The sequence below is a fragment of the Tenacibaculum ascidiaceicola genome, from assembly GCF_047470925.1.
GTDB lineage: Bacteria > Bacteroidota > Bacteroidia > Flavobacteriales > Flavobacteriaceae > Polaribacter > Polaribacter discolor.
The window spans coordinates 334,460-360,748 of sequence record NZ_JAZKJP010000012.1 but is presented as its reverse complement, the minus strand read 5'-3'; the positions used below and the strand labels follow the sequence as shown (position 1 = coordinate 360,748).

Here is a 26,289-nt window from a genome sequence, read left to right as displayed (position 1 = left end):
TTTATTTCCTAATTCTTTTACAATTCTACCTTTTTCTTTATCCTTTATACCTTTTGAATAGACTCATTTTAACCCTTTACAAACTAACTTTTAATAGTTTAGCCACCCCTAGCTAAGTCAAAGATTTTATTCTCAATGGTATTTTACAATTTAAAACAAGCAAAAGCCTGAGTAAAAAACTCAGACTTTTGTTTTTCTTTAATGTTTTTAAAAACTTACTTTTTAAATAATTTAGTTGTAAGTAGTTTTTGTCCATCATTTACCTCTAAAATGTACATTCCAGTATTTAACTTTGAAACGTCTAGATTAGAAGATTTTAAACGACCTTCTTTAACTACTTTCCCAACAGTATTTATAAGTTTATAATTTATTTTTTCTGCTTTTGAAGCTAGTTTTATTTGTATAAAATCTACCGCAGGATTAGGATATGTTAATAAATCTAAGTTTTCTTCATTTCCTATTGCTTCTCCGCTAATATTTGCTGCAAAACCAGTTATTGTAGCTACTGAAGAACCAGAAGAAATATTAACAGTATAATCTTCTACCTCACCATAAGTAAATGTTTCACATGCTGTTTGAGCACTGTTATACTTCATAGAAACTCTAAGTCTTGTAGTTCCTGAAACATTTGATGGAATTGTAAAATCTTCATAAAGCTCACCAGCACTTGAAGAAGAACCATTTAGTACTACTTCAGTGTCTTCAAAAACACCATCTTTATCATAATCAATCCATGCTTTCCAGTACTCAGTATAAGAAGAACTACTAAATCCAGCACTTACATATAATCTATTAGATCCTGGAGCCACATTCATTGTAAGGTTTGTATAATCTTTATAACCACCATCGTTTCCTGTGTTATTGTCAACTCCTCCCATAGAAACTCTATCAATCCATTCGTAAGAAGAATTATTTCCTTGAGAAGCACAATACTCTACTGCTGATACTTCTTTTGTTGTAAATGTTGCTGTATTACTCGATGCTGAAACATTTCCTGCAGCGTCTTTAGCTTTTACTGTAAAATTATACGTTGTATTTGCAGTTAATCCAGTTAAGTTCATTGATGTACCACTAACAGTTCCTGCACTTGTAGCTCCATTAAATACCTCGTAACTAGTTACTCCAACATTATCTGTAGACGCTGTCCAACTTAATGTTGCTGTTGTTTCTTCAATATTAGATGCAGTTACTGAAGAAGGCGCTGTTGGTGCTTCTGTATCTGGTGTAGCATTTGTAATATTAACTGTATAATCTTCTACTTCACCATAAGAGAATGTTGCTTCACAAGCTGTTGGTGTAGCATTATATTTTAATACAATTCTCATTCTAGTAGTTCCTTGAGTTGCTGAAGCTGGTACTGTAAATGATGTACTTACAGGAGTATCTTTCGATGCTGCTTTCGTCCAAACTGTTTCTCCAGAATCAGAAAAATCTCCATCTTGATTATAATCAATCCATACTCCATAACCTTCACTGTAAACAGTACCTGTCCATTTAGGAGTAATAGTTATTGTATTAGAATCACCAATAGATAAATCAGTTGAAATTGTAGTGAAATCAGAATATCCTCCACCTCCATCAGAAGTATTATCTATACTTCCTAATTGGACTCTTTCAATATATTCATCAGCAACACTATTTCCTTGTGAAGAACAATAATTAAGTGGTGGCGTTCCTGTTGTTGTTACATTTAATGTTCCTGGTGTTCCTGTTCCGCCTGTTGTACATTTTGCAGCTACTGATACTGTATATTCTGTTCCACTTAATAATCCTGTAGCGTTAAATGATGTTCCAGCTACATTTGTTGTATTTCCTCCAATAGTTACATCGTAAGAAGCTGCTCCTGAAACTGCCGTCCAAGTTACTGTAAACCCATTATCACCAATATTTGATGAATTTAAGTTTGTTGGTGCTGCTAAAGCACAAGTTTGTACAAACTCTTCTCCTACATTAACTGCATAAAAAGCATTTGTTGTAGAAATTACTTCTTGAGAGTTTGCTCCATATAAATCTGTAGCAGCTTGAATAGCACCAGTTCTTGCATCAGCAAAAGTTGAACTAGCTGATAAATAGTTAGCTTCGGTACGATAAGCAATTTTAGCTGCTTTTGTTATACCTATTCCCGTTACATTATAGTTATCACTTGCATCATTTGTTCCAGATCCACCAACTGATAGTAAATAAAACCATTTATTTAAAACTCCTGAGTTTGTGTGAACTCCACAATAATCATTAAATCTTGTTGGTGTACCACAGTTTGGGTTCTTCCAATAAGTTCCTCCATAAGTATCTGGTTGCCCTTGTGATTTTGGATCATTCATAGAACGTAAAGCAGCAGAACCACTACGTCTGTCTATTTCATCTCCTATTAACCAAACTGAAAGGTCTGGGTTTAAATCGTTTCCATTTCCTTTTGCAAAATGTTCAACAGCTGCTCCCCAAATATCTGAGAAACCTTCATTTAAAGCTCCTGATTCTCTTTGGTATGCTAAGTTTGCTGTATGAGTACATACTGCATGTCCTATTTCATGAGCAGCAACATCGATAGAAGTTAAGGCATCGAAGTTACCATTTCCTTCTGTTCCATTCGAAGAACCATCTCCATAAGACATTACAGAACCATTCCAAAAGGCATTATCATAGTTAGTATCAACATGTACATAGCTTCTAATTTGAGCTCCACTATTATCATAACTATTTCTGTTATGCTTTTGTAAAAAATACTCATAGGTCATCATTGCTCCCCAATGAGCATCTAACGCTGCATCATCTTTATTAGCACTATGTTCTGCTGTAGTCCAATTATTATCATTATCAGTAAACTGATCGTAATTTGTAACATATGGATATGTAGAACCTGGTGCTTGATTTTTTGCATCTCTGGTGTAAATTTTTCTTCCAGAATCACTTAAAATGTAGTTTCCTCCACTTAATGATGTTTCAATAGTTCTTGTTCCACTATAACGAGTTTGTGCAGTACCTGATGCAAACGCTGCTGTTATAGCTTCTGTAGCTTTTTTACTTTTTTTAGCATGCTCGGTAAGTTCACCTACATGACCAAATTTATCTAAATGCTTAATAATAGCATTGTAAAATAATGCTTCTCCTGTGTGAGCATCTATATATAAATAACCTCTGCTAAGTGGTTTTGTAGCAAAGATGTCAAATTTATAAGCTAATCTTGGTTCTTTTTTTCCAATTACCTCTCTAGGAAGAATTAATAATTCCCCTTCAGGTTTTTTATAGTTATCCATTTCTTTAGCAGCATCAGGAAATTCCCATAAATACTTTTCTGCTCCTGTGTGTGATAAAGCTTTTTGAAATGCTTGAGCTTTTGATAGCTTAGGAATTACTTTTACCTTTCCAACATCATAAAACTCACCATTCATACTCATTAAAGAACCATTCTTTGCATGTGCTGTATAAGTGGCAAACTCTACTTTTACTCCTTTAAATTTTTGTTGAAATTTTTCATGTGTAAAGCCTAAATCATCTCTATTTGATTTAATTTTTTGTAAGCCATCATTTTTAAATAGCTTTAATTTTTGTCTAATTAAATCTGGTGCCTTTTGTAAAGATACCTTTGAAGATTTGTTGAACTTAACGTGTTTTAACTCTCTATTTTCTTGGGCGTTTATCGTATAAACTCCTGCGAATAAAAAAGCAGATAAAAACACAGTTCTTGCATAATTGTGTTTCATTTTTGAAGGGTTTAGTTAATTGATTTTAATTAAAAAGCCTGAGAAATAACTCAGGCTTTCTGTAAGAGTTATTTTTTAAACACCTTAGTAGTTAGTAATTTTTGACCATCATTAACTTCTAAAATATACATTCCTGTATTTAGTTTAGAAACATCGATGCTTGAAGAATTTAAGCGTCCCGCTTTCATTACTCTACCAATTGTATTTACAATTTTATAAGTCATATTATCAGCTCTAGAGGCTAATTTTACTTGTATGAAATCTACTGCTGGATTTGGGTATGACATTAAGTCTAAACTGTTTTCATTACCCAATCTCTCACCATTTACACTAGCTGAAGATTCTTGTCTTGTACTAGAAACAATATTTACTGTATAGTCTTCTACTTCTCCATAAGTAAATGTTTCACAAGCTGTTTGAGCAGCATTATATTTCATAGAAACACGCATTCTTGTTGCTCCTAAAGTTGCTCCTGCAGGAACATCAACTGTAGATGTTAAGTTATTTGCACTTGATGAAGATCCTGTTACAACTTTTTCACTACTCTCAAATGTTCCGTTTTGATTAAAATCAATCCAAACAGCCCAATGCTCTGTATATGAAGAACTACTAAACCCTGCACTAATAGTCATTTGGTTTGAGCTTCCTACAGCCAACGTTGCTGTTTTAGAAGTAAAATCAGCATATCCTCCATTATCTCCAGTTGCATTAGTCATTCCTCCTAACTCAACATTATCAATCCACTCATAAGAAGAATTGTTTCCTTTTGATTCACAGTATGAAACTGAGTTTGATAAAGTTGTTACGTTTATTGCACTACTAGAAGCAGAAACATTTCCTGCTGCATCTTTTGCTCTTACTGAAAAAGCATAAGTAGTTGCTGCTGTTAATCCTGTTACATTTGTTGTAGTTCCTGTTACAGAACCAATATTAGTAGTTCCTTGATAAACATCATAACCAGTTACTCCAACGTTATCCGTAGATGCTGACCAGTTTAATGTTAAAGAAGTTTGCGTTACACTAGAAGCTGCTAAGTTTGTTGGTACAGTTGGCGCTGTTGTATCTGCTGTTCCTGCTCCAATTACTACTGTATAGTCTTCTACTTCTCCATAAGAAAATGAAGCTTCACATGCCGTTGGTGTTGCATTGTATTTTAAAACTACACGCATTCTTGTTGCTCCATCTGTAGCAGAAGCTGGCACTGTAAAAGATGTACTAACTGGTGTATCTTTAGATGCAGCCTTTGTCCAAACAGTTTCTCCTGAATCAGAAAAATCTCCATCTTGATTATAATCTATCCAAACACCATATCCTTCGTTATATACAGTTCCTGTCCAAGTTGGTGTAATAGTGATTGTATGAGAAGTTCCTTTTGCTAAATTTGTTGAAATTCCTGTATGGTCAGAATAACCATTTCCTCCTCCAGTACTATTATCAATAGTTCCTAATTGTACTCTTCCAATATATTCATCAGAAACACTATTTCCTTTTGATGAACAATAAGAAATTGTTACTTCAGGAGTAGTAAAAGTTGAAGAAGCACTATATGCTGAATTTGAACCATCAGAACATTTACTACGTACTTGTACTTCATATTGAGTAGATGCTGATAATCCGCTTAAAGATGTTGAAGTTCCTGAAACCGCATTAGTTGTCCATGATGAAGTTCCTGTTTGACGATATCTTACATCGTATGTAGCTCCTGAAACTGCTGTCCAAGATACTGATGCTCCTGAAGAAGTAATACTAGATACAGTTACACCTGTTGGTACCGTTGCTGTACATGAAGTAGAACCTCCAGTTTTATCTGATAAAGCTAAACTTCTACGTACTCCTCCTGACTCTAAAACAGCACGCATTCTATTTTTTTGACCTAAAGTAAATAGGTTCATACAAGTATCATCAGAGTAATCCATGTAGTTTTCAACCATATCTGCTGATCCACAAGAAGAGTGACTTGAAGCACATCCATAGTTTGCAGCATCAGATTCTGGAGTATCAGAAACAAAATCATCAACACCACAACCACCATCACCCCAGATGTGTCTAAGGTTTAAAAAGTGACCTACTTCGTGAGTAGTTGTTCTTCCTTTGTCAAATGGAGATGATAAATAGAAACCTGATCCTTTATCTGAACTACCAAAATATTGTGGACTCATTACAACTCCATCAGTAGCAGCGCTACCTCCTGGAAATTGTGCATATCCTAAGATTCCACCACCAATATTACATACCCACATGTTAAGGTATTCTGAAGCATCCCATGGGTCTACTCCTCCTTGTGATGATTTTTTCATCGCATCATTAGTTCCCCATGAAGTTTTAGATGATGACTTTCTTGTAATACCAGTTGTTGGATTACCATTTGGGTCTACTTGAGCTAAATAAAACTCTATTTCAGTATCTGCTGCTTGAGACCACTTATTTGTTTTATCTGAGTTCGTTCTTCTGTAATCTTCATTTAAAACATCAATTTGTGATTGAATTTGTGCCACACTGATGTTTTCTTGTGAATTACTATAAATAACGTGTACAACTACTGGGATTTGAATAATATTTCCTACTATTTTTCCTTGGTAGTTCTTCTTTTCTGCAATTCTTTTTTGAGTAAAAGACTCAATTTCTTGCATTTTACTTTTTAAAGAAGGATTAAGGGATTGTCTGTACTCAAGATTTTCCATTGAGTGACAGTTTCTTTTTTCTTGGGCATACGAAGCACCAACAAAAAATAAGCACAGAAGTGCTAGGGTAATTTTGTTTTTCATTTTTGAAGGGTTTTTAGTTGAATTAATAAAACTTTAAGAGCCTTTTTTAAGCTTAAACCTTAAATAAAAACTCTTAATTATTTGTTAAAACATTGACAAATATATAAAAAAAGATAAAAAAAGATGTTTTTTAAACAGTTAATTAACTGTTTATGTTTCTTTTATAAAACCAAAACAACCCTTTATCCCAGTTAAACACTAGGTTTTTTAGGAAAGAAAAAAAGATAATCTATTACTACTTACCTATCAAACAGTTAAGATAAATCCTCTTTCTGAAAACGCGTAATGGAAATATAAATTGTATTTTTATTAAAATTTTATGATTAATGCTTGAAGTTAAAAACTTAGAAATATCCTTTAAAAACTCTCAGCCTTTAGTTCAACAAGTATCTTTTAATGTTGAAAAAAATAAAACATTAGGAATCGTAGGCGAGAGTGGTAGTGGTAAATCAATAAGTTCTTTAGCTATTTTAGGGTTACTTCCTAAAACTGCTACAGTGAAAGGTGATCTATTTTTTAACCAACAACCTTTATTAGGTTATAATGAGCAAGATTATCAAAAAATACGAGGTAATGAAATTGCCATGATTTTTCAAGAACCCATGAGTTCTTTAAACCCAACATTAACTTGTGGTTTTCAAGTTGCTGAAATGTTACAGCAACACACACAATTATCTAATCAAGAAATTAAAGAAGAAGTTATTTCTTTGTTTTTAAAAGTAAAACTTCCCAGACCTGAGGCTATATATAACTCATATCCGCATCAAATAAGCGGCGGACAAAAGCAGCGTGTAATGATTGCTATGGCAATTGCTTGTAAACCTCAACTTTTAATTGCTGATGAACCTACTACAGCATTGGATGTTACTGTACAAAAAGAAATAATTTCTTTATTAAAAGAATTACAACAAGAATTTGAAATGGGAATTATTTTTATTTCTCACGATTTAGCATTAGTTTCTGAAATTGCAGATTCTGTCGTTGTTATGCATAAAGGAAAAATAGTAGAGAAGGGAAGTGCTAATCATGTTTTTTTACATCCAAAAGAAAATTATACAAAAGCTTTAATCAATTCAAAACCAAACACAAAAAAACGACTTAAAACTTTACCTACAGTTAGTGACTTTATCAACGAAAATATAGATTCTACAATTTACACAGATGAAGAGCGCAATGCTTTTCATCAAAAAATATACAAGCGCCCTCCTTTGCTAGAAATTGTAAATTTGCATAAAGATTTTATTAGTAATGCTTCATGGTTTTCAAAACCAGCTATTGTGAAAGCAGTCAATGATGTGTCTTTTAAAATTTATGAAGGAGAAACATTAGGACTAGTAGGAGAGAGTGGCTGTGGAAAAACCACTTTAAGCAGAACTGTTTTACAACTAGAAAAAGCCACCTCTGGAAGTATTTTATATAAAGGGACTGACATTACTAAGTTTTCAAAATCGGCTTTTAAAAAGCTTCGAAAAGAAATCCAAATTATATTTCAAGATCCGTTTTCATCCTTGAACCCAAGAGTTACTGTGGGTAACGCTATTTTAGAACCAATGAAGGTTCATCACATACTTAACTCGAACAATGAGCGAAAAGAATATGTGTGTAATTTGTTAGAAAAAGTAGGTTTAGAAGCGGATCATTTTAACCGATACCCACATGAATTTTCAGGTGGTCAGCGTCAACGTATAGGAATTGCTCGTGCTATTGCTTTACAACCCAAACTAATTATTTGTGATGAATCTGTTTCGGCTCTGGACGTGTCTGTACAAGCTCAAGTGTTAAATTTATTAAACCAACTAAAATCAGAATTTAATTTTACTTACATATTCATTTCTCATGATTTATCGGTCGTAAAATATATGGCCGATCAATTGGTTGTAATGAACAAAGGTAGGGTAGAAGAGATTGCTGATGCAGACGAAATTTACCAACATCCAAAGACAAAATACACCCAAACATTAATCGAAGCTATTCCAAAAGGGCTATGACTTTTTTCACTGCGTTATTAATGGTATATTGCACCGTTAAAAACGAAAAGAGAGAATATGAAGATTATAGTACCAATGGCTGGAATTGGGTCTCGTTTAAGACCTCATACATTAACAACTCCTAAGCCATTAACAGTTATTGCTGGTAAATCAATTGTACAGCGATTAGTAGAGGATATTACTTCTGTTGTAGACCAACCTATAGAGGAAATTGCTTTTATAATTGGGCCTGCTGCTAAAGGGTTTCCTGCTGATACAAAAGATAAATTAATAAAAATAGCAGAAAATTTAGGTGCAAAAGGTTCTGTATACGTACAAGAAGAAGCGTTAGGAACTGCACACGCTATTTACTGTGCTAAAGAATCATTAGGTGGTTCTTGCGTAGTCGCTTTTGCTGATACATTATTTAAGGCTGACTTTACCTTAGACGCTAATGCTGATGGGGCTATTTGGGTGAAGCAAGTAGAAGATCCAAGCGCTTTTGGTGTGGTAAAATTAAAAGACGGTTTTATTACTGATTTTGTTGAAAAACCTAAAGAATTTGTCTCTGATTTAGCTATTATTGGTATTTATTACTTTAAAGATGCTGACAAGTTACTTGAAGAAATAAAATATTTAATTGATAACGATATCAGACCTTCTGGTGAATATCAATTAACTGAAGCTCTAGAAGCTTTAAAAGTAAAAGGAGCTAAATTTATTCCTGGAAAAGTAAATACTTGGATGGATTGTGGTAAAAAAGACCCAACTGTAGATACTAACAAGCAAGTTTTAGGTTTTGAACAAGCTGATGGCAACAATTTAGTGTCTGAAGACGTTGTATTAGAGAACGCTGAAATTATTCAGCCATGTTATGTTGGAAAAAATGTAGTGTTGAAAAATACTAAAATAGGACCTTTTGTTTCAATTGGAGAAAATAGTGTTGTTGAAAACTCAACAATAACAAACTCTTTAATTCAAACAAACGTGCATATTTCAAATGCCAATTTAGATAATGCAATGATTGGTAACCACGCAAAATACAATGCTAATTATACATCGGTAAGTATAGGTGATTATACAGAGCTTACATAAAATCTCAATAGAAAAGAGAAGAGAGAAGAGAGAGAAAATTATTTTTTCTAAAGTGATACTGTCTTTTTTCTTTCTTCTTTTTTCTTTCTTTCTAAACGCTCAAGATAGCATTCCTGCATCAGTTAATACAGCTGAGAAAAACAATATAGAGTTTCAACAGCATTTTTTTAAAGCACTTTCAGACAAAGCTATTTTTAACTATCAAAAAGCTATACAAAGTCTAGAAAAGTGTAACAGAATACTTCCAAATAACAAAGCTGTTTTATTTGAACTTTCTAAAAACTATGAAAAGTTAGGCAGAAACCCTGAAGCTTTGACCTATATTGATTTAGCTTTAGAATTGGATCCCAATAATGTTTGGATGCTTGAACACAAAGTTTTTACTTTAAGAAAGTTAGCTAATTTTTCTGATGCTATCATTGCTCAACAAAAAATAGCTGCTACACACCCTAAGAAAAAACAATTACTTGTTTTTTTACATTTACAAAACAAAGATCTTACGTCTGCCAAAAAAGTATTGGCTGAATTAAAAGAAGCTAAATTATTAAACAGTAGACTTCGTTCTATTGAAAGAAAAATAAATGCTCGAAAAACAACTGAAGAGCAACCAACAAAAATTACTGAGGACCTTAGCCCTAAATCGCTTTTCGAAAAAGAAAAGTCCTATAAAAATTTAAAAGCTTTATTAGATAAGTTAGCTACTGATAATGATGCTGACTTGTTAAAATACAGTGAACAAGGTTTATCACTTTTTCCTGCGCAACCTTTCGTATATTTAATGAATGGAAAAGCGTTTAATAACAATAAAGAATATAAAAAAGCATTAGAAACCTTACAAAACGGCATTGATTTTGTTATTGATAATAATGAAATAGAAGCCAAGTTTTACTTAGAAATGTCTAAAGCTTACCAAGGGTTGAATAATATTAAAAAAGCCAATTCTTATAAAAACAAAGCTGAAAAGATTTTAAAATAAGTTTCGTTAGTACAAATTTTATGAAATATACCACCTTATTAGTTATATTATTTTTAGGATTAACCTCTTGTAAATCTACCAAAAACGTTACTGGTGATGTCGCTATTAAAGAACTGTCGGCACGCAAAGTAGCTAAGAAACATATTGCTACAAGTTTTGACAAAAAAACGGTAGATGCTCGTTTAAAAGTTAATTACAAAAACAATAAAGAAAGTTTAGGTTTTTCAGTGCGAATGAAAATAAAAAAAGATGAAGTTATTTGGTTAAAAGGAACCAAAATCATCTCTATTTTTAAAGCTAAAATCACTCCAACAAAAGTGCAGTTTTACTCTCCATATGAAAAGAGTTATTTTGATGGGGATTTTATGATGCTAAAAAAACTATTAGGAACTGATATTAACTTTCAACAATTACAAAGCATGTTATTGGGTGAAGCTTTAATGGATGTAAAATCTGAGCGTCAAGAAGTTCAAATTCAAGAAAAATCATATCAGTTATCTCCTAAAAAACAACCTGTTTTATTCGATTTGTTTTTCTATGTAAACCCTAAACACTTTAAACTAAATAAACAGTTAATCGTAAACTCATTAAAAGATCAACGTTTAGATATTAGTTACCCAAAATATTATAAGAAAAATACTACTTTTTTCCCTGAGAAAATTAACATAAAAGCTAAAGAAAAAAATAAATTTACTATTATTGATATTACTACACGCTCAGTAGAATACGATACTAAACTAAATGTAAGTTTTAATATTCCTAACGGATACAAAGAAATTCAATTATAATTATGAAGTACCCTGTTTTTTACATCTCTTTTTTATGCCTGTTTTTTGTAGGAATTTCTTCTTTTGCTCAAAGTAGGAAAGAGCTAGAAAATAGGCGAAAGAAACTAAAAAATGAAATAGAGCAGGTTAATAATCTTTTGTTTAAAACAAAGAAAAAAAAGAGCAGTGCTTTAGATGATTTAAAAGACCTAAACCAAAAAATTGGTGTTAGAGAACGCTTAATTGAAACTATTGAGTTAGAAACCAAATTACTTTCAAAAGAAATCAAATCTAACGAGCAACAATTAAAAAAATACAACGACGAACTAGCTGAATTAAAAAATGACTACCGAGACATGGTAGTTAAATCTTATAAAAGTAAATCACAACAAAGTAAAACCATGTTTTTATTGTCTTCTGAAAGCTTTTACCAAGCCTATAAGCGCTTAAAGTACATGCAACAGTACAAAGACTACAGAAAAAAGCAAGGAGAAGAAATTATCGTAAAAGCAAAAGAAGTAGAGCAATTAAATGATTCACTAACTGCTCAAAAAAAATCAAAAGAAGCTTTACTTTCTGACGAGAAAAGTCAGAAAAAAGAAATTGAAGACGATAAGAAAAACCAAGAAAAACTCATCTCTAAAATTAAAAAAGAAGAGAAAAAATACAAAAGCGATTTACAGAAAAAGCAACGAGAAGAAAAAAGAATTGCTGCAAGAATAGATAAGTTAATTAGAGATGCTATTGCTAAAGCTAACAAAGGCAAAAAAACTACAAAAGGTAAAACCAAAAGCTCTGGTTTTATTTTAAATGCCGAAGAAAAAGCTTTACTTGCTAACTTTGAACAAAACAGAGGTAATTTACCTTGGCCTGTTAAAGGTGTAATTACACGAAAATTTGGAGTACAACCACACCCAACATTTCCTGGAATTAGTATCAATAGTCACGGGTTATACATTGCTACCAAAGCAAATACTGATGTAAAGAGTATTTTTAACGGAAAAGTACTGGTTATTCAATTGCATTCTGATGGAAGAAAATCAGTTTTAGTACAACATGGTAACTATATTTCTGCATACAATAAGTTAAAAGAAGTATATGTTAAAAAGGGAGACGTAGTAAAAACTGGTGAAAAATTAGGAAAAGTGTTTACCAATAAAGTTACTGGTAAAACACAGCTTAGTTTTATGTTATACAAAAACAGAAACCGATTGAACCCTGCACAATGGATTCGCTCATAACACCAAAAAAACATTTATAAATTTTATTTTTTTAAATTGTAATCAAATTTAAACGTGTGAAAAACGCATCAAACTTTATTATTGTAACCGTAGCGATTATTGCAACATTGGTTATTGGAAAAGGAATTTTAATTCCTTTTGTTTTTGCACTTATTTTTTGGTTTTTAACACGTGAAATTCGGAAAACCATCTATAAAATTCCTTTTGCTAAACGCTTTATTCCTTTTTGGCTAAGTAATGTGTTTGTTTTTACACTTATAATTTTAGGTTTTGGTTTTGTTTCTGAAATAATTACCAACAGTATTTCAAATTTAACAACTTCGTACTCAAAATACGAACCGAATGTTGATGCTATTATAAAACGTTTAGACGCTTATTTTCATATCGATATTATTAAGTCATTACAATCGGTTGTTGGGGATTTCGATTACGGTTCTGTTTTAGGCGATATAGCGAACGGAATTAGTAGTTTGCTAGGAAATACCTTTATGATTATTATTTATGCCTTATTCATCTTCTTAGAGGAAAGTAATTTTAAAAAGAAGTTGCAAAAAGTGTTTATGAGTTCTCAAAACAACCCTAAAAGCTTTCAATCTATCTTAAAAAAGATTGAAGACTCTATTTCAAACTATTTACGACTAAAAACCTATGTTAGTTTATTAACTGGTATACTTAGTTATTTTGTTTTGTTGTTAGTAGGAGTAGACGGAGCCCCATTTTGGGCATTTCTTATCTTTTTACTGAATTATATTCCTACTATAGGGTCATTAATAGCAACTGCTTTTCCTGCGATATTTTGTTTAATTCAATTTGGAGAATTTCCTCCTTTTTTAGTCGTATTATTTGCAGTTGGAAGTATCCAAGTAGTAGTTGGTAATGTTGTAGAACCTAGAGTTTTTGGAAAGTCGCTAAATTTAAGTCCGTTAGTTACTATACTTTCTTTAGCTGTTTGGGGAGAAATATGGGGAATAACAGGAATGATACTTTCAGTGCCTATTACTGTAATTATGATTATTATCTTTTCACAGTTTGATAAAACAAAAAACATTGCCATTTTCTTATCTGAAAGCGGCAATGTTGATGAAATATAAACTGTTTTAATCCATAAAAATAGATTTCAACTCTATTGCTTCCTTAGGATCCATTTTTCCTGCTAAAACCAAGCTTAATTGCTTTCTACGTAAAGCTGCTTCATAACGTTGCTTTTCTAATTCTGTTTCTGGTTCTATTTGAGGAATTGGCACTGGTTTTCCTGTTTCGTCAACAGCTACAAACGTATAAATACCTTCATTTACCTTCGTTTTTTCACCAGATTGACGGTCTTCAATCCAAACATCTACATAAATCTCCATTGATGATTTAAAAGCACGTGAAACCTTTGCTTCTAAAGTTACCACACTTCCTACAGGTACCGACTTGGTAAATGCTACGTGGTTTACAGAGGCTGTTACTACAATTCTTCTCGAATGACGGCGCGCAGCAATACTACAAGCTCTATCCATACGAGCTAATAATTCTCCTCCAAAAAGGTTATCTAAATAATTTGTTTCTCCTGGTAAAACTAAATCGGTAAGTACAGTTAACGATTCTTTTGGTGATTTTGCTCTCATCAATTAAATTTTGCTGCAAAGATACAGCAACAAAAAAATCTACCTAAAATAAATGCAGATTATTTAGCCAATAACCAAGCGTCTTCGCTTACTGATTCTTTAATAATTTCTAAGGCTTTTCTAGCTTCAACCTTAGTTGCATAACTTGCAAAAGCTACTTGAGTTAAGCCTAATCCATTCTTTCCAACGATAGAAGCATCATAACCTTTATCTTGTAGTTCAGCTAATTTATTTTCAGCATTGTGCTCTTCTTGAAAAGCTCCTGCTATGATATGAAAATTTCTAGCTTCTTTACTTACGTTTAAGTTAATGGTTGGTAACGGATTTTCAATTACAAAAGTTGCTGATTGAATCTTCTTCTCAACAGACTCTTCTTGGTTTGCTAATACTTCTTGTTGTTGATTTTGAACACCATTCCACCCTACATAAGCAATTCCTACAAAAACAGCCGCTGCTGCAGCTCTTCTTACATATAACGGAATTGTTCTTTTGTTTTCTTCAGTAGTTGTAGTAGGTAATGATTTAATTGTTACTTCTTTTACTCTTTCTACAGATGGTGTTGAAACCTCAGCCAAACCAAAAGACTCCGCTAAAAAGTTACTAGATGGATTAGGTTCGAAAACAACTTGTTTCGCTTCATTTAAAGACAAGCTTCCTACAGAAGCAACAGTTACACTTGTTGTTTCCAACTTCTCATTCCATTGTGCAACTTCCTCAGCAATAAAAGTAACAGCTTCTTCAAAAGAAATATTTTTACTCGAAGCTATATAATTAGGCAATAAACCATCATTATGCTGTAAATACGCGTTAAACGTTAGTTGTTTTTTTGGCGGATAAAAAGTGTGGCTAGTAGTATTTACTCTAGCACCAATTTTATTCGTTACAAATCCTCCAAAATTAGGAACAATTACGCAATCGTATCTATATAATAAATCGTTAATGTAGTCGGCTAATCTCATAAGAACAAATATAACCTATTAGTGCATTACTTTCAAGTAATCTCGTAATTTTTATTAACAGTTTTTTGTATATTGATACTCAAATTATTGCTATATGAACTCAGAAAAATTGCTAGCCATTCTACGGTTACAAGCAACAAAAAATGTAGGTGATATTTTGGCAAAAAAGCTAATTACCACCACAGGAAGTGTTGAACAAGTGTTTTTAGAAAAGAAAAACTCCCTACATAAAATTAACGGAATTGGAGCTCATGTAACCCAACATCTCTTTGATGAAAACAACCTAAAAAGAGCAGAAGAGGAACTAACATATATTCAACAAAACAACATTTCTTTTTCGTATTTTTTTGATGAAGATTACCCTCAACAACTAAAGCATTGCATTGACGCTCCTATCTTACTTTTTAAAGATGGAAACATCAACCTAAACAATAATAAAATCATTTCAATTGTAGGAACTCGGAAAATGAGTTCGTACGGACGCGATTTCTGCAATGAACTTATTAAAGATTTGAAAGATTATAACCCTATAATTGTAAGTGGATTTGCTTATGGAGTAGACATTTGTGCACATAAGGCCGCAATAAAAAACAACTTACAAACTATTGCTGTCTTGGCACATGGATTGGATGAAATTTATCCGAAAACTCATAAAAAATATATTCACCAAGTAAATGAAAATGGTGGACTTATTACTGAGTTTTGGCACGATGAGCAACCTATGAGAGAAAACTTTTTAAAACGAAATCGCATTGTAGCAGGATTGTCAAAAGCGACAATTATCATTGAATCTGCTGAAAAAGGTGGCTCATTAGTTACTTCAGATATTGCCAATTCGTACAACCGAGATGTATTTGCACTATCTGGTAGAGCTACTGATGTATATAGCAAAGGATGTAATAATCTCATTAAAAATAATCAAGCACATTTACTCACTTCGCCCCAAGATATTATAACAATGCTCAACTGGAATCTACGGCAAACTGCCGTACCTAAACAAAAAGAATTATTTGTTGATTTGAATGAAACCGAACAAAAAATACACGATTATTTACAACAAAATGGTAAACAGTTATTAGATGTTATTGCGTTGGATTGTAATCTTCCTACTTATCAATTATCATCTATTTTAGTTCAAATGGAATTAAAAGGGGTTATAAAACCTTTACCGGGAAAAATGTTTGAAGTTTAATCTACTTCAAAAGTAATTGGTAATGTATATCGCACATTTACATTTTTTCCATCAATCTTAGCTGGTATTATTTGGGGTAAACCTTCAACAAAGTTTATTATCCAATCTTCTACTTTTTGGCGTGGAGCTCTTGTTTTTATGTTAGAAATATTGCCCATCGTATCTATTATAAATTGTGCATACGCTCTTTCATTTTTTTTATATATTTCAAGTTTATTGATTAGGTCATTATCAAGTTTTTTTTCGATAAGACGATTGATGTCTTCTCCAAAACTAACTTTAGAGTTTTTGAATTTAGGCTTGATATCAACTTGAAAAAAAGCGTACGGTTCATTAGGTTCTATTTCAATTTCTCCCTCAATAATATCTCCCATAATTACAACTTCTGGAACACTATCATTTGGCTGTAATATAATATCTTCTTTTAATTTAGTTTCATTAGTAGTCATTCCTTTAGTTGCTACTAGAGGAGTTTTATATTCCCTTTTTTGAACAACAGGCTCCTTATCAACATTTAAAGAATCATTTAATATGTTTGTTTCTGAAACAGTATCTATAAACTCAACCTTTTCTATTTTTTGTGTTTTTCCTATATCAGTTTTACAACTAAACAACGTAGTTCCCATTACAAATAACAACGATAAAATAAACAGTTTTTGAAACGTCAACGGTTGATAAAAAGTTGTTTCTGGTAACTGAATTACAATACTGTCTAATTGCTTTCTGTAAAAGTGACCACAAACTCTTTGTTCTTTATTCGCTAGTAAATATTCTTGAATTTCTTTTGATGATTTTTGGGTAAAATCAACAACTGTTTTTGCACAAGAGCTGCAAAATTTCCCTTTTTCATTAGGTGCCATAGTATTCCAATCTTCATGGCATGGTTTTGGAATCGTTAGTTTGTAGCTTTTCATAGTAAGTAGTTTTTGTTAAGAATCAACAAATATTATTCCAAAAAAATAAATTGAATTATCTTTGAAAAAAAAGGCTTTTTAATGTCAGAATATAAACTCATATCACAAAAAAAACCTGCTTTTCCAGTTAATAAAAAACTAGGAAACTACTTGAAAAGGCATAACAGAACTATAAAGATTCCTATTTTTTATGATGACTTGTTACGTTTTCAAGGGGCAGTTGCTGTGTATGATAAGCACGATAATGATACGTTGTGGATACGTGTTTTTTACAATGAGTTTGAGCGAGCAGAAATTGATTTATACCTAAAAAAAGTATACAACATCTTACACTCTAATGGTTCTGATGCCAGTATTAAACACTTAAATGTTGATGCTATCGACTTTTGTACGTTTGGTAACTCAAAACCTTTTCGTATAAAAATTCGAAATATTTTAAATGATAACTACACTTATTTTTACGTAAAAAGAACCGATGCTTCTCGTATTTACGGTCTAGAGTTAGAGGATATTTTATCACCTTATAACTTAAACTTTTTGGTATATGAAGATACACTCATAGAAGAGCACATATCAGGAATTCCAGGTGATGTTTTTATCAATGATTATTTAGAGGATTGTTTAGATATTGAAAAAGCACAACTAGCTAAAGAATTTGTAAAGTTTAACGAACGTTGTATGATTCGTTTGTTGGGTGATATGCGTTCGTACAACTATGTTGTAGTGCCTACACACGATTTTGAAAATGTGGTATATAAAATTCGTCCGATTGATTTTGACCAGCAGTGTTATGAGGGGAAGTTTAAAGTATATTATCCACAGTTTTTTAAAGAAAATTTAAAGCTAGTTCAATTGGTAGGAGACAAGCTTACTTCAGAATCTATTGAGCAATATCAAATAGAAGAACGATCAATTGTTGCTAAAAGAATTTTAGGATCTCGTTCTCGATTAAACCGCTTGCTTGCTGCTATGAAATCAGATAATATTTCTACTCCTAAAAATATCGAACAATTAAAATCGGAAATTTTTGAGTTTACAGGTGATATTAATTTTAGAGATAGTGACGGTATGGGAGAGGTTTTAGATAGCGCACTAACTTTTGTTCGTAGAAATTATGAAGATGTAAGTATGAAAACCATTATTCAGCAGCAGCAAAGAATACATTAGCCTTTTCTACTTCGAATACTTTCAATAATTACCGTTGTTAAAATCAGGCTTCCACCAATAAACGTGCTCCACGTGGGGACTTCGTTTAAGAAAATAAATGCCAACAAAATTCCGAAAACAGGCTGAATACTACTTATTATGCTTGCAGTTGATGCGGTGAAAAACTGTAAGGAGTGTACCATTAAACTATGTCCAATAGCAGTAGTTAACAACGCTAATAATAACAAATAGGGGAGTTGCTCTTGAAGTCCTGAAACATCCATGAAAAATAAGACTGGGACTAATAAGACTGTAATGATTACGGTTTGGTAAAACATCAACATTACTCCGTTGTATTGTATTACGTATTGCTTTAATATTAAAATTCTTATAGAATACGATAGGGCAGAGAGTAAGCCAAACAATACTCCTTGAACTTGGGTGTTTTTAATATCAAACTCAGGAGCTAGAATATACAGTCCTAGTAAAACCATTAGACCTAATACAATGTGAATTGGGTTGAATTTTATCTTTAAAAATAGCGGTTCTAAAAAAGCAATCATTACTGGAAAAGTGTACAGCGACAACATTCCAATGGCTACATTAGATAGTTTTAACGCGTAGAAATACGTAATCCAATGTGCTCCCATAAAAATTCCACCCATTAAAAACGGAAACAAATGTCTTCTTGATTGTATGGTTAAATCAATCTTTTTAAATCGGCAAAACACGTATAAAATTACCATAGCAAACACCGAGCGAAACCACACAATAACTTCTGAAGGCATTGCAATATATTTACCTAGTACTCCTGAAGTACTGATAAATAACGTAGCTAAAATAATTCCTGATAGATTTTTTGCGTGATTGGTTTGCATGGATGTAAAAGTATGTCATTTCGACCAGAGGGAGAAATCTCTTTTAAAGGAGTAATTTTTAATCTTAAGATTTATCGCTACCGCTCGAAATAACGTTTTGTTTGTTCTCTTCATTGCGAATGTAACGCAGTGAAATGAAGCAATCTTTTGGTTGTGAGTTTAATTGTCACATCGAGTGAATTTCTTTTTCGATAGAGGAAAGAAATTTGTATCGAGATGCATATAAACTAGTTCTCGATACAATTTTCACTCATTCTAATCGTGAAAACCACTCGAACTGACAAATCTTAATTATTAAACTTCTTCTTTGCTAAGTTCGGTAGTTTTTCAAACTCATTATTTATAAGAGCTTCTTTTTTTGCTCTAGACCATTTTTTTATTTGTTTTTCTTTTTCAATAGCCATTTCTACGTTGGTAAACTCACAATAAAAAACTAATGAAACAGGTCTTCTTTTTGAAGTATAACTATCTTTAAAAGTTCCGTTTTGGTGTTGAAATATTCGTTGAGATAGATTTGAAGTTACTCCTGTATAATAGTTTTTATCTGAACATTGTAATATGTAAACAAAATATACTTTCATTTTAAAGTTTATCACCGAATTAGTTACTTTTTACAAAAATGACAATTCTTTATTCCGTCATTGTTAAGTGAGCATACCCATATTTTGGTTGTGAGCTTAATTGTCACATCGAGTGAATTTCTTTTTCGATAGAGGAAAGAAATTTGTATCGAGATGATAGACTAGTTCTCGATACAATTTTCACTCATTCCAATCGTGAAAACCACTCGAACTGACAACTTCTTTGTATCGTCATTACGACCCCGAAATATCGGGAGTAGCAATCTTTTAGTCATGAAGTTCCCAACAGACAGATTACACAGACAGATTACTTCATCGTATCCTCCTCGAAATGACACTTTTTTTCGTCATTGCGAACGAAGTGAAGCAATCTCTAAATCGTAAATTTTCAATAAACAGATTGTTTCGCTCGTTCCTCGCTCGCAATGATGTTTTAAACTCTCTGTAACGTCTCTAACGCCTTATGTACACTATCAATTTTTATAAAGGTGATGAGTAAACGTAAACCGTTTTTGGTTTTCTTTTCTTTCATTACACAACTTTTCGGGTTGTGCTGTACGTATTTCAACATCTTCGTAAATGCTTCCGTTTGATAAAAAGCACTTTGCTGATCGGACACAAAATATCCAATTAATCGTTTTTGCTTTAAAATCACTTTTTCTAAGCCTAATTCTTTCGCTAACCATTTAATACGAACACTGTCTAATAAATCGGCTACTTGGGTTGGATATTCACCAAAACGGTCGATAATTTCACTCTCAAATGTTTGTAATTCTTCTTCCGTGGTTAACGTTCCTAATTTGTTGTATAGACTCAAACGTTCGGTTACTGAATTCACATAATCATCTGGGAATAGAATTTCAAAATCAGTATCAATTTGCACCTCTTTTACATACTCTTTCGGTGCATTTTCATCCGTAGGGTATAAGTCTTTAAACTCATTTTCCTTCAATTCTTCAATGGCTTCTTGTAAGATTTTCTGATAGGTATCAAACCCAATATCGTTTATGAATCCACTTTGTTCTCCTCCTAACAAATCTCCAGCACCACGAATTTCCAAGTCTTTCATGGCAATATTCAATCCGCTTCCTAAATCAGAAAACAGTTCTAATGCCTGAATTCGTTTACGTGCATCATCGGTCATGTGATGATACGGTGGCGTGATAAAATAACAGAAGGCTTTTTTGTTCGAACGTCCTACACGACCACGCATTTGGTGCAAGTCAGACAATCCGAAGTTATTTGCATTGTTAATAAAAATCGTGTTGGCATTTGGTACGTCCAATCCACTTTCAATAATCGTAGTTGACACTAGTACATCAAACTCATTGTTCATAAAACCAAGCATGAGTTCTTCTAACTTTTTTCCTTCCATTTGTCCATGCCCAATCCCAATTTTTGCATTCGGTAGTAAACGTTGTAACAATCCTGCTACTTCTTTGATGTTTTCAATACGATTGTGGATAAAAAACACCTGTCCACCACGAGAAATCTCATACGAAATCGCATCGCGAATGGTTTCTTCACTAAAGCGAATTACATTGGTTTCTATGGGGTGACGGTTAGGTGGTGGCGTTTTAATCACCGATAAATCTCGCGCCGCCATCAAACTGAACTGTAAGGTACGTGGAATTGGGGTTGCCGTTAAGGTTAGCGTATCTACATTTTCTTTAATTGTTTTTAACTTGTCTTTTGCTGCTACCCCAAATTTTTGTTCCTCATCAATAATCAACAATCCTAAATCTTTAAACTGAACTGCTTTATTGGTTAATTGATGTGTTCCTATCACAATATCTACACTTCCATCAGTAACCCCTTCTAACACGCCTTTTCGCTGTTTTGTGGTTCTAAAACGGTTTAGGTAGTCAATCGTAACCGGAAAGTCTTTTAATCGCTTAGAAAAGGTTTTAAAGTGCTGAAATGCTAAAACTGTGGTTGGTACTAAGACTGCAACTTGTTTTCCGTTATCTACGGCTTTAAAAGCAGCTCTAATGGCAATTTCTGTTTTTCCAAAACCAACATCACCACACACCAAACGATCCATCGGTTGTTCTTTTTCCATATCGGCTTTTACTTCTTGGGTAGAAGAGAACTGATCGGGTGTGTCTTCGTATAAGAAACTTGCTTCCAACTCATGCTGCATGTGTGTATCTGGTCCGAAAGCAAATCCTTTTTGCAGTTTTCGTTTTGCGTATAACTGAATTAGGTTGAACGCAATATGTTTTACGCGGGCTTTGGTTTTTTGCTTGACTTTTTTCCAAGCATTCGACCCTAGTTTATATACTTTAGGCGGTTTTCCGTCTTTTCCGTTGAATTTTGATATTTTGTGTAACGAGTGAATACTCACGTATAAAATATCGCGGTCGCCATAAATTAGCTTAATGGCTTCTTGTTTTTTACCTTCTACATCAATTTTTTGCAATCCGCCAAACTTTCCAATTCCGTGGTCGATGTGGGTTACATAATCGCCTACGTCTAATTTGGTCAATTCTTGTAGGGTGATGGATTGCTTTTTCGCGTATCCGTTTTTGAGTCGGAATTTGTAATAACGTTCAAAGATTTGATGATCGGTATAACAAACAATTTTATTGTCTAAATCTACAAACCCTTGATATAACGGAAACACAATGGTTTCATAGGAAACTTCTTGTTCACCATCGTCAAAAATATCGTGGAAACGCTGTGCTTGCTTGTCGTTAGAACAGAAAATATAATTGGTAAATCCTTTGGCTGAAAATTCATTAAAATTCTGAATTAACAGGTCGAATTTTTTGTTGAAAGAGGGCTGTGGATGCGTATCGAAACGTATTTCGGTAAGATCTTTCGTCTCTGCTAGAGATGACAAGTGTGCTAATGTAAATTCTTGTAATTGATTTTTAATTAACTCACCGTTGCAAAACAGTTCTTCTGGTTTTGCGTGTTTGATTTCTGTAGATAGTTCGTTGAACGACAATTCTGCTTTTCGGTAGAATTTGTCTAACGAATCGCTTAACAAGTCTACATTTTTAACAAAAACAGCCGTTTTAGACCAAATGTATTTTAAAAAGCTTTCTCTGCTTTCTTCCAACGCTTTGTTTTCTACATTGGGCATTATGCTTACTTTCTTAAGTTTTTCTTTAGAAAGTTGGGTTTCTACATCAAACGTTCGGATGCTGTCTACCTCATCACCAAAAAATTCTATACGATAGGGTTCGTCGTGAGAAAACGAAAACACATCGATAATTCCACCACGTACCGAAAATTCTCCTGGTTCGGTTACAAAATCAACGCGTTTAAAATGATATTCGAACAGTACTTCGTTGACAAAATCGAGCGATACTTGCTCACCCACGGCTACTTTTAGCGTGTTTTTTGCCAATTCTTTTTTGGTCACCACTTTTTCAAACAGGGCTGTAGGGTAGGTAACAATAATCGCAGGTTTTTTACGCGAATTGATACGGTTTAACACTTCTGAACGCAGCAACACATTGGCGTTATCGGTTTCTTCTATCTGATAGGGTCTGCGATATGAACCCGGATAAAACAACACGTTTTTATCGCCTAATAACTGCTCTAAATCGTTTAGATAATAAGCGGCTTCTTCCTTGTCGTTACAAATTAACAAGTAAGGTTTATCGGCCTGTTTAAAAGTTTCGGAAATGACAAAAGACAACGAAGAACCGACCAAATTCGTGATTTGAAAATGGTGTTGTTCTTGTTGAAGCTGATTTACAATCTGTTTTACATTATCAGATTGTTGGTATTGGTTTACAATCGATTGTTTGCTCAACGTACAAAAATTTTACGCAAATGTACGAGGATTATTTTTTGTGTGGGAGTTTTGTTTTTAATTCAAAGTATTGAGGTATACTAGTACCCAAAATACGTAAGTTATCTTAATTTTTTTCCAAATTAATAGATTCAATAAACTCTCTACCAACACTATAATGTATAAGTTCTTTTTTATGAAACCTACCTATTATCAATGCAGGATGTGTATTAAATTTTTTTGCAAAATTTAATATATCCCTTGATGATAATGGAGCTGAATCAATAACTTCTTTTTCCTCTTCTTCACTGAAAGTCCATTTTATAGCAAAATCATCAGCCTCTTGTTCCTTATCCAAATCTTGATCCTTATAATTGATATTTTCAATTGAAATATATTTTTTTCCATGTAAAAGAATATGTCCTATTTCATGAAAAAAAGTGAACCAAAATTTATCATTTGTTTTATATCTAGCAGATAATTGTACAAGAGGTGTGTTGCCTAACCATCTTGTTGAGCCATGAATTGGAGCTTTAGGTAAACAAGGGGTATAAAGAACAATTACACCTGATCTAAAACAAATTTCTTGAAGTTTTTCAAAGAAATCATCGGGGTGAGTTGCCATTATACTCTTGATTTCTGTCAATGATTCCTTTAGTAATTTTGAGTTGAATGGATTTGGAACAATTTCTTTAGCTTTTCTTTCTCCTTCTCTTAACCAAGCTGATACAGCCATTGCCTCATTGGTATGAGCAAGAGATATTCTAAAACTCACTTTTAATTCTTGATTACAATAATAAGATGTCCATGCTTTATGTTCTGAAATTCCAAAAAAGTCAAAAAGGGCTAGTACCTTTTCTTCAATTTTTCTTGTTTTTTGAACCCAGCCAAAATTTGCCATTTTAGCATAAGGAAATCCTTTTGCCCATTCAATTGCATTTTGAACATCTTCATTTCTCCTAACTCTTGCTTTATATTCATCAAACCTTCTTTGTCTAGATAACCAAAATGATGCTGGTATTTTCAAAACATCTTCAAACTTCACAGCCATTTCTGCTGTAATAGAACTATCTCCTTTTGTTATTGCTGTGATTGTTTTCTCTGGTTTATTAACTCTTACAGAAAATTCTTTATTTCCCATTCCCATTTCTTTTAACTTTTCAGTTAAAGTTAATCCTGGGTGAGATACTGATTCTGGTAAATATTCATTTTTTTTTGTCGCCATAACTCCTCTTTTTTAATGATAATCAACTATTTCAATAATTTCCACTCCTTTTATTTCAATCCAAATATATTGTCCAGACTCATTTATAGGTATTGGATTTTCATGAGGTTCAAAGATTAACCTGTAAGGATGATCTAAATTGCAAGCCCATTGCCCCTTTCTATCCCCGTTTAATTCATGATAATTACCAGGTAGATATCGTATATCCTCTAAAGTTTCTGCATCATATAAATCGTCCAAACGTTGTTTATATAATTCAGCTCTTCTTTGACCTAACTTTTTTATAGCTTGTTTGTCATTATTGGCATATTTCTTCAGTTTATTATCGTCAAAAGATATATCCATATGTTGGATAAGTTTATTTTCTGCAATTTTTATTTTGCAAATATACAAAATAATTAACAGAAAGTGTTAGTTATTTTTTTTACATAATAAGTTTTATATCAAAAAACTTATTTTAATTTCATTTGCATATGTAAACAAACATGACCACTGTTCCTTACGGTAATCCATAAAGAAGTGTTTGTTTACTTGTTGTTTATAAAAAATAGTTGAGATAAGGGGTAGTACTACTTTTTACTTTTTTAGCGTGTTAAACATAGTAAAAAAAGAGGAGGGAGGCAAGGGTTATTTATTTGTGTGTGAGTTTGTAAGGGTGTTTGTTGCTTTTAAGAGTGTTTGTAACTCTAATGAGTGAGATTTCTCGCTATCGCTCGAAATGACATTACACCATCCAACCTCAACGTCATTTCGAAGGAGGTACGACTGAGAAATCTTACAGTCGTGTGTTAGGTACTTTAAAGGGTGTTTCTAACTCAAATTAAGCAGATTTCTCCCTACGGTAGAAATGACAGGACACCATGCAACCTCAACGTCATTTCGAAGGAGGTACGACTGAGAAACCGCAAGGTTCAGCGGAGCTAAATCTTACAGTCGTGTGTTAGGTACTTTCAAGAGTATTTGTAACTCCCATGAGTGAGATTTCTCCCTGCGGTCGAAATGACAGTAGCAATAAAAAAATATTACTTAAAAACCTCATTATTCAAAAAATACCACTCAGGATTAAAACTATTAATTAAGGCTTCTTTCTTTTCTCTGCGCCATTTTTTTAATTCTTTTTCTCTGTGAATTGCCTCTTTTATATTTTCAATTGTTTCATAGTAAATCAAATAATAGCAGTTGTACTTTCCTGCAAAGGATTTTTTAGCATGTTCACTATCAAAATAATGTTGCGATAATCGTTTTTGAAGGTTGTTGGTAACACCAATATATAACGTGGTCTTATTCTTATTTGTAATGATGTATACAACGTAATTTTCTAGCATTTTTCTTTTAAAGATATAAAAAATTATAAACGTCATTTCAAAGGAGCTACGACTGAGAAGTCTCAAGATTCAGCAGAACTAAATCTTATAATGGTCTATTAGGTATTTTCAATAATGCTTCTAACTAGAATTAAACAGATTTCTCGCTATCGCTCGAAATGACAACTCATTACGTCATTTCGAAGGAGGCACGACTGAG

General features: G+C 32.7%; 19 protein-coding genes. 8 read left to right on the top strand and 11 right to left on the bottom strand.

Annotation, left to right across the window (positions count from 1 at the left end; all coding sequences use genetic code 11):
• Window positions 1-215: 215 nt before the first annotated feature.
• Together VBY68_RS13740 and VBY68_RS13735 are read right to left on the bottom strand one after the other, a co-directional pair.
• Window positions 216-3,701, bottom strand: a complete 3,486-nt coding sequence (locus tag VBY68_RS13740) for a M4 family metallopeptidase (protein ID WP_415270047.1) — start codon at window positions 3,699-3,701, stop codon at window positions 216-218.
• A 68-nt stretch (window positions 3,702-3,769) separates the two neighbouring features.
• Window positions 3,770-6,466: a GEVED domain-containing protein gene (locus tag VBY68_RS13735; RefSeq protein ID WP_415270046.1), complete on the bottom strand. Its 2,697-nt coding sequence runs from the start codon at window positions 6,464-6,466 to the stop codon at window positions 3,770-3,772.
• A 326-nt stretch (window positions 6,467-6,792) separates the two neighbouring features.
• On the opposite strand from VBY68_RS13735, the gene VBY68_RS13730 reads away from it, so the two are divergent.
• Genes VBY68_RS13730 through VBY68_RS13705 form a run of 6 tightly spaced genes read left to right on the top strand, consistent with a single transcriptional unit; the run spans window position 6,793 to window position 13,603 of the window.
• On the top strand, window positions 6,793-8,454 hold the full coding sequence (locus VBY68_RS13730) for an ABC transporter ATP-binding protein (protein ID WP_415270045.1): 1,662 nt from the start codon (window positions 6,793-6,795) through the stop codon (window positions 8,452-8,454).
• A 57-nt stretch (window positions 8,455-8,511) separates the two neighbouring features.
• Window positions 8,512-9,528 (top strand): sugar nucleotidyltransferase, encoded by a 1,017-nt coding sequence (locus VBY68_RS13725; RefSeq protein WP_121146450.1) that lies wholly within the window; start codon window positions 8,512-8,514, stop codon window positions 9,526-9,528.
• Between the two features lie 52 nt (window positions 9,529-9,580).
• Window positions 9,581-10,504: a tetratricopeptide repeat protein gene (locus tag VBY68_RS13720; protein WP_415270044.1), complete on the top strand. Its 924-nt coding sequence runs from the start codon at window positions 9,581-9,583 to the stop codon at window positions 10,502-10,504.
• A gap of 20 nt (window positions 10,505-10,524) precedes the next feature.
• Window positions 10,525-11,292 carry a lipoprotein insertase outer membrane protein LolB1 gene (locus VBY68_RS13715; protein WP_099214903.1) on the top strand — a complete coding sequence of 256 codons (768 nt, stop codon included), beginning with the start codon at window positions 10,525-10,527 and terminating at the stop codon, window positions 11,290-11,292.
• 2 nt (window positions 11,293-11,294) lie between these two features.
• Window positions 11,295-12,512, top strand: a complete 1,218-nt coding sequence (locus VBY68_RS13710; protein ID WP_176550551.1) for a murein hydrolase activator EnvC family protein — start codon at window positions 11,295-11,297, stop codon at window positions 12,510-12,512.
• 56 nt (window positions 12,513-12,568) lie between these two features.
• Window positions 12,569-13,603, top strand: coding sequence for an AI-2E family transporter (locus tag VBY68_RS13705; protein ID WP_164723401.1), 1,035 nt, complete (start codon window positions 12,569-12,571; stop codon window positions 13,601-13,603).
• Between the two features lie 6 nt (window positions 13,604-13,609).
• Here the strand turns inward: VBY68_RS13705 and VBY68_RS13700 are convergent, their stop codons facing one another.
• On the bottom strand, window positions 13,610-14,122 hold the full coding sequence (locus VBY68_RS13700) for an acyl-CoA thioesterase (RefSeq protein WP_099214905.1): 513 nt from the start codon (window positions 14,120-14,122) through the stop codon (window positions 13,610-13,612).
• Window positions 14,123-14,181: 59 nt separating this feature from the next.
• Window positions 14,182-15,081: an HU domain-containing protein gene (locus VBY68_RS13695; RefSeq protein WP_415270043.1), complete on the bottom strand. Its 900-nt coding sequence runs from the start codon at window positions 15,079-15,081 to the stop codon at window positions 14,182-14,184.
• Between the two features lie 94 nt (window positions 15,082-15,175).
• Between VBY68_RS13695 and dprA the strand changes: the two genes are divergently transcribed.
• Window positions 15,176-16,273: a DNA-processing protein DprA gene (gene dprA, locus VBY68_RS13690; RefSeq protein ID WP_415270042.1), complete on the top strand. Its 1,098-nt coding sequence runs from the start codon at window positions 15,176-15,178 to the stop codon at window positions 16,271-16,273.
• Here the strand turns inward: dprA and VBY68_RS13685 are convergent.
• Window positions 16,270-17,187 carry a hypothetical protein gene (locus tag VBY68_RS13685; RefSeq protein WP_415270041.1) on the bottom strand — a complete coding sequence of 306 codons (918 nt, stop codon included), beginning with the start codon at window positions 17,185-17,187 and terminating at the stop codon, window positions 16,270-16,272. The genes dprA and VBY68_RS13685 overlap by 4 nt on opposite strands.
• 81 nt (window positions 17,188-17,268) lie before the next feature.
• Between VBY68_RS13685 and VBY68_RS13680 the strand changes: the two genes are divergently transcribed.
• Window positions 17,269-18,354, top strand: a complete 1,086-nt coding sequence (locus VBY68_RS13680; protein ID WP_099214909.1) for a hypothetical protein — start codon at window positions 17,269-17,271, stop codon at window positions 18,352-18,354.
• Here the strand turns inward: VBY68_RS13680 and VBY68_RS13675 are convergent.
• The 6 genes from VBY68_RS13675 to VBY68_RS13650 all read right to left on the bottom strand — a co-directional run bounded on the left by VBY68_RS13675 (window position 18,351) and on the right by VBY68_RS13650 (window position 26,090).
• Window positions 18,351-19,211 (bottom strand): DMT family transporter, encoded by an 861-nt coding sequence (locus tag VBY68_RS13675; protein WP_415270040.1) that lies wholly within the window; start codon window positions 19,209-19,211, stop codon window positions 18,351-18,353. The genes VBY68_RS13680 and VBY68_RS13675 overlap by 4 nt on opposite strands.
• 287 nt (window positions 19,212-19,498) lie before the next feature.
• Window positions 19,499-19,792 (bottom strand): GIY-YIG nuclease family protein, encoded by a 294-nt coding sequence (locus VBY68_RS13670; protein ID WP_415270039.1) that lies wholly within the window; start codon window positions 19,790-19,792, stop codon window positions 19,499-19,501.
• Between the two features lie 433 nt (window positions 19,793-20,225).
• Window positions 20,226-23,561, bottom strand: a complete 3,336-nt coding sequence (gene mfd / locus VBY68_RS13665) for a transcription-repair coupling factor (RefSeq protein WP_415270038.1) — start codon at window positions 23,559-23,561, stop codon at window positions 20,226-20,228.
• Window positions 23,562-23,667: 106 nt separating this feature from the next.
• The gene (locus VBY68_RS13660) at window positions 23,668-24,765 is read right to left on the bottom strand and encodes an ImmA/IrrE family metallo-endopeptidase (RefSeq protein ID WP_415270037.1); all 1,098 of its coding nucleotides are present in this window, start codon (window positions 24,763-24,765) and stop codon (window positions 23,668-23,670) included.
• Window positions 24,766-24,777: 12 nt separating this feature from the next.
• Window positions 24,778-25,110: a type II toxin-antitoxin system RelE/ParE family toxin gene (locus tag VBY68_RS13655; protein WP_415270036.1), complete on the bottom strand. Its 333-nt coding sequence runs from the start codon at window positions 25,108-25,110 to the stop codon at window positions 24,778-24,780.
• Between the two features lie 677 nt (window positions 25,111-25,787).
• Complete coding sequence (locus tag VBY68_RS13650; RefSeq protein WP_415270035.1) at window positions 25,788-26,090, bottom strand: GIY-YIG nuclease family protein; 303 nt, start codon at window positions 26,088-26,090, stop codon at window positions 25,788-25,790.
• Window positions 26,091-26,289 lie beyond the last annotated feature (199 nt).